This window comes from Bifidobacterium sp., assembly GCF_051876855.1.
GTDB lineage: Bacteria > Actinomycetota > Actinomycetes > Actinomycetales > Bifidobacteriaceae > Bifidobacterium.
The window spans coordinates 1-4,066 of record NZ_JBJEIH010000055.1 but is presented as its reverse complement, the minus strand read 5'-3'; the positions used below and the strand labels follow the sequence as shown (position 1 = coordinate 4,066).

General features: G+C 60.9%; 3 protein-coding genes. 2 read left to right on the top strand and 1 reads right to left on the bottom strand.

Features of this window, described 5'->3' with window-relative positions; all coding sequences use genetic code 11:
- Together ACI38B_RS04140 and ACI38B_RS04135 are read left to right on the top strand one after the other, a co-directional pair.
- Positions 1–1,127: cellulose binding domain-containing protein (locus ACI38B_RS04140; protein ID WP_439729646.1), on the top strand; the 1,127-nt coding region annotated here is incomplete at its 5' end.
- Between the two features lie 342 nt (positions 1,128–1,469).
- Positions 1,470–1,763, top strand: a complete 294-nt coding sequence (locus tag ACI38B_RS04135) for a hypothetical protein (RefSeq protein ID WP_439729645.1) — start codon at positions 1,470–1,472, stop codon at positions 1,761–1,763.
- 1,220 nt (positions 1,764–2,983) lie between these two features.
- Here the strand turns inward: ACI38B_RS04135 and ACI38B_RS04130 are convergent.
- The coding region (locus ACI38B_RS04130; protein ID WP_439729644.1) for an MFS transporter at positions 2,984–4,066 on the bottom strand (1,083 nt) is incomplete at its 5' end.

The following is a 4,066-nucleotide window of genomic DNA, read 5'->3' as shown; positions in this document are numbered from 1 at the left end:
GCAACAAGGGCGAAGGGTCCTCCTATCTCAAGGAATCCACGAGCAAGACCAGCAAGTGGACCGGCAGCGAATTGTCAACCAGCGGCATCTGGTTGGTCAACACCAGCCGTCGTATCCAGGCCATGGTCGATGGTGCCAGCCAATCAGGCGGCAGTGGCACTGGTGAAACGCCAACCGATCCGACGCCCGATCCGACGCCTGACCCCACGCCTGACCCGACGCCCGATCCCACGCCTGACCCCACGCCGAGCGAACCGAGCGAGCCCGCCGAGCCGAGCGATCCGCAGACCACAACCACTGGGCTGACCGTCGAAGCGAAAGTCAGCAGCGATTGGGGTATGGGCGCGAATGTCAACGTGACCGTCAGCAACCCGTCCGACGCCACGTACAAGGGCGGCTGGAAGGTCGAGTTCGATTTGGCAGGCACCATCACCAACCTGTGGTGCGGCAAGGTCGTGAGCCATACCGGCAATCATTACGTTGTCTCGGATGCCTCGTGGAATGCATCAATCGCCTCGAAGCAGAGCACTTCCTTCGGATTCGGCGTGTCGAAGGCGCCGACGAGCAGTGCGCTGCCGACGAATCTGACGGTGAACGGTGTTGCTGCGGGCGCTTCGGAGGAGGCTTCGAAGGGGTCTTCGGAGGGGTCGGAATCGGCGGGTTCGTCGGCGGGCGCGTCCAAGGACGCGAACGATCAGAAGACCTCTGATGACCAGAAGACCGATTCCTCGGATACCAAGCCGTCGGATACCAAGCCGTCCGATGGGCAACCGTCCGATGGGCAACCGTCCGATGGGCAACCGTCCGACGCGAAGCCCGCCGCCTCCGCCCTGAGCACTGAAGCCAAAGTGAACAGCAACTGGATGCTCGGCGCGACGGTCCAGGTCGTGGTCAACAACGAGACCGATGTCGCACACGAAGGCGGTTGGACCGTCGAATTCGATCTCGACGGCGACATCACCAACCTGTGGAACGGCACCATCGTAAGCCACAAGGACAATCACTACGTCATCGCCAACGCTGCATGGAACGGCACTATCGCGGCGAAACAAAACGCGATGTTCGGATTCACCATGTCCAAGTCGCTGTTCGCCAGTGCCGAACCGACGAACGTGACCGTGCGATAGGTGGTTTCCTGGTCTGACGGAATCACTGGTGCGATGACGGCGGCGATGATGGTGGCGATCGCGGCAGCGGTGACGGGAAAGTCATCGAATGCCGCGACGCCCTTGAATTCCAGCGATCGCGGTGAAGTCGGTCTGGGAATGCTGCCAGCCCGGGGTAACGCTTCTTGACGGGGCGTTCCCCGGGCTGACTTTTTCGGCGCGACTGTCGTGGATGGTCTTCTCCGCCCGTGTCGCTTCTGTCGTCGCGAGACTGGACATGCTGACCGGTCTGGTCGAACAAGCTATTCATCGGGATAGGCTAGAGAAGAGTGGGCAGAGAGGAATCAACGAGAAAGGCGAATCATGGCAAGGAAACCTGACCCGGCGCCGGGGTGGCTGTTTCGATGCGACAAGCTGCAGTGGCAGCTCGAATTGCGTTTGTATGACAACCGCGTGGAGGCTGACATCCCCACGTACTGGCTCCGCAGATACAAACGCACGGATGTCATATTCCTCAAGGACGTGCTCGGTGCGCAGGTTCAGCGCAAGCAGGTTACGCTGTCGCTGTCCGGATGGCGATCCTCGCTGTTCATCTTTCGACGTGCCGACGATGCGCTCGAGTTCTCCCGGATGCTCAGCGGGCTGATTGGCCGTTGATTGCGGTGGTGTGATTCAGGCCGGACATTGTGACCGGTCTGGCTGGTTGTGTTGGTTGGCGTCAGGCTGGACATTCTGACCGGTCATATCTACCGGTCGTACTGGTCGTGATGACTGGACGTGTTGACTGGACGTTGTGACAGTACACGTTGACCGGTGATTCAGACCGGACATTGTGACCGGCCTGGCGTCGGGGGAGTGCCGATGGTCGTCGTGGTCTGCGTGGGCGCTGTCGCTCGAGCTTGAACGGTGACGTTAATGAACGCGGGCTGCGTATGCCGTCGCAGACGTAGCGTTACGAACGGATGTCGCTCGGGCTGAGTCTGTCGTCGATGTGGTGGGTTGTGTATGCGGTCGCATGCGTGATCGGTGGTATTACCGGCGTCGTCAGCGGATTGGTGGCGGGCCGGTGGCGCTGTGTGTGCGGCGGCATGCGCAACGCAACAGATGCATGTTCGTTGGGTTTGGCTTGCCGCGGTGTGGTGGGTTGTGTGTGCGGCGGCATGCGCAACGCAACAGATGCATGTTCGTTGGACTCGGCTTGCCGCCGATATGGTGGGTTGCGTATGTCGTCGGATGCGTATTGCGATAGTCTTGTCCCGCGTGACTTTTGGTGAGCTGGGTGTATGGCGGATTGTGTATGTCGTTGCATGCGTGATTGGTGATTTCGTCGGGGCTACCGGCTGATGGGCAGCGGGATAGTGGGGTGGCGTATGCGTCGGCATGCGTAACGTGACAGATGCGTGTTCGTTGGGTTTGGCTTGCCGCCGATATGGTGGGTTGCGTATGCAAATACCTGCGTGGTTGGTCGGCCTCGTTCTTGCGGTGTCATCGTGTGAGGATTGGCTCGCACAATGACGTTCCCTGCCCGGCCCCAGTCGCTCAGCAGTCATCAGCCCACCTGCTCTCCGGCCGTCACCCCAACGTAAAAGGCCCGCTGTGCGAGCCAATCCTCACACAGCGGGCCTTCGGACCGCGGGAAATCCCCGGACTCAGCCGAGTCACTGACCGGGCGGAACATTCGCCAACAGAGCGAACAGGGTGAACAGGGCGAATCCCTCCACCCGGCCTCAAGTGGCCCCAGACTAGGCGGAACATTCGCCAACCGGGTGAATCACCCTGTCCGTACTCAAGCAGCTCCAGTCCGAGTGCCACTTGCAGGCGTCACTCATAGATACCACTCGTAGGCGTCACTTGCAAGTAACGCCCTCGAGCGATACTCACTTCTTCGCCGGCTCCATCGCCTTGTCATACGCCAGCGCAATCGCGAGCACGTAAATCGCGCCCACCGCGACGACGATAATCGAACCGGCTTGTCCCATCGCGTCGGCGGCGGCACCCATGATCGGCGGGAAGATGGCGCCTCCGATCAGGCCCATCATCATCAGGCCAGACACCTCGTTCTGGCGGGATGGCAGGGTGTTGAGCGCGTGCGACAGGCACAGCGAGAACACGTTCGCGTTGCCGAAACCGATCAGCGCAACCGCAAGATAGAACAGCCACTGCGGCGGGTTCGTCGAAATCGTGGTGAACACGGCGAAGCATACGACGGCCAGCACCATGATCACACCGCAGATGCGCAACGCGGTCTTGTTGTCCATCTTCTGCAGCACAATGCCGCCAAGTCCCGTGCCGATGGTACGGAACGCGAAGTACAGTGAGGTTGCCCCGGCGGCGGTGGCGAGCGGGACTGCGGTGTGCTCCATCAGGATGCGCGGCGCTTGCGCGTTGATGCCGACATCGATACCCACGTGCGCGATGATTCCGAGGAAGCACAGCAGAACAATCGGGTTGCCGAGCAGTTTGAAGCAGTTGACGATGCTGGTCTGTCCGGCGTCGGGCGCGGGCTCTTCGATCTTGTCAAGTGCCAAGGCGACGCCGACAATCACGCCAATCACCAGGTAAATGACATACAGCACCCACCATGCTCCGAGCTTGGATGCACCCCAGCCGGCAATCAGCGGCGCGAAGAACGAGGCGAACGCCTTGACGAACTGGCCGGTGGTGAGGGTGGAAGCGAGCTTGTCGCCGTTCACGAACACGGTGAGCAGCGGGTTGAGCGATACCTGCATGAGCGTGTTGCCGATGCCCAGCAGCGAGAACGAGACGATCATCAGCACCAGTCGCGGGGTGCCGGCGGCCGCGGTGTAGGCGACGACCGGCAGCAGCATGGCCACGGCAGTGACGATCAGTGAAATCAGAACGGTTTTGCGGCGGCCGATTTTGTTCATCAGCACGCCGGTGGGAACAGAGAAGATCAGGAACCAGAAGAACACCATGGAGGTGAACAGGTTCGCTTGGGA

Excerpts from the sequence above, each read along its gene's own strand:
- ACI38B_RS04135 (WP_439729645.1), top strand. The coding sequence starts at position 1,470 with ATGGCAAGGAAACCTGACCCGGCGCCGGGGTGGCTGTTTCGATGCGAC.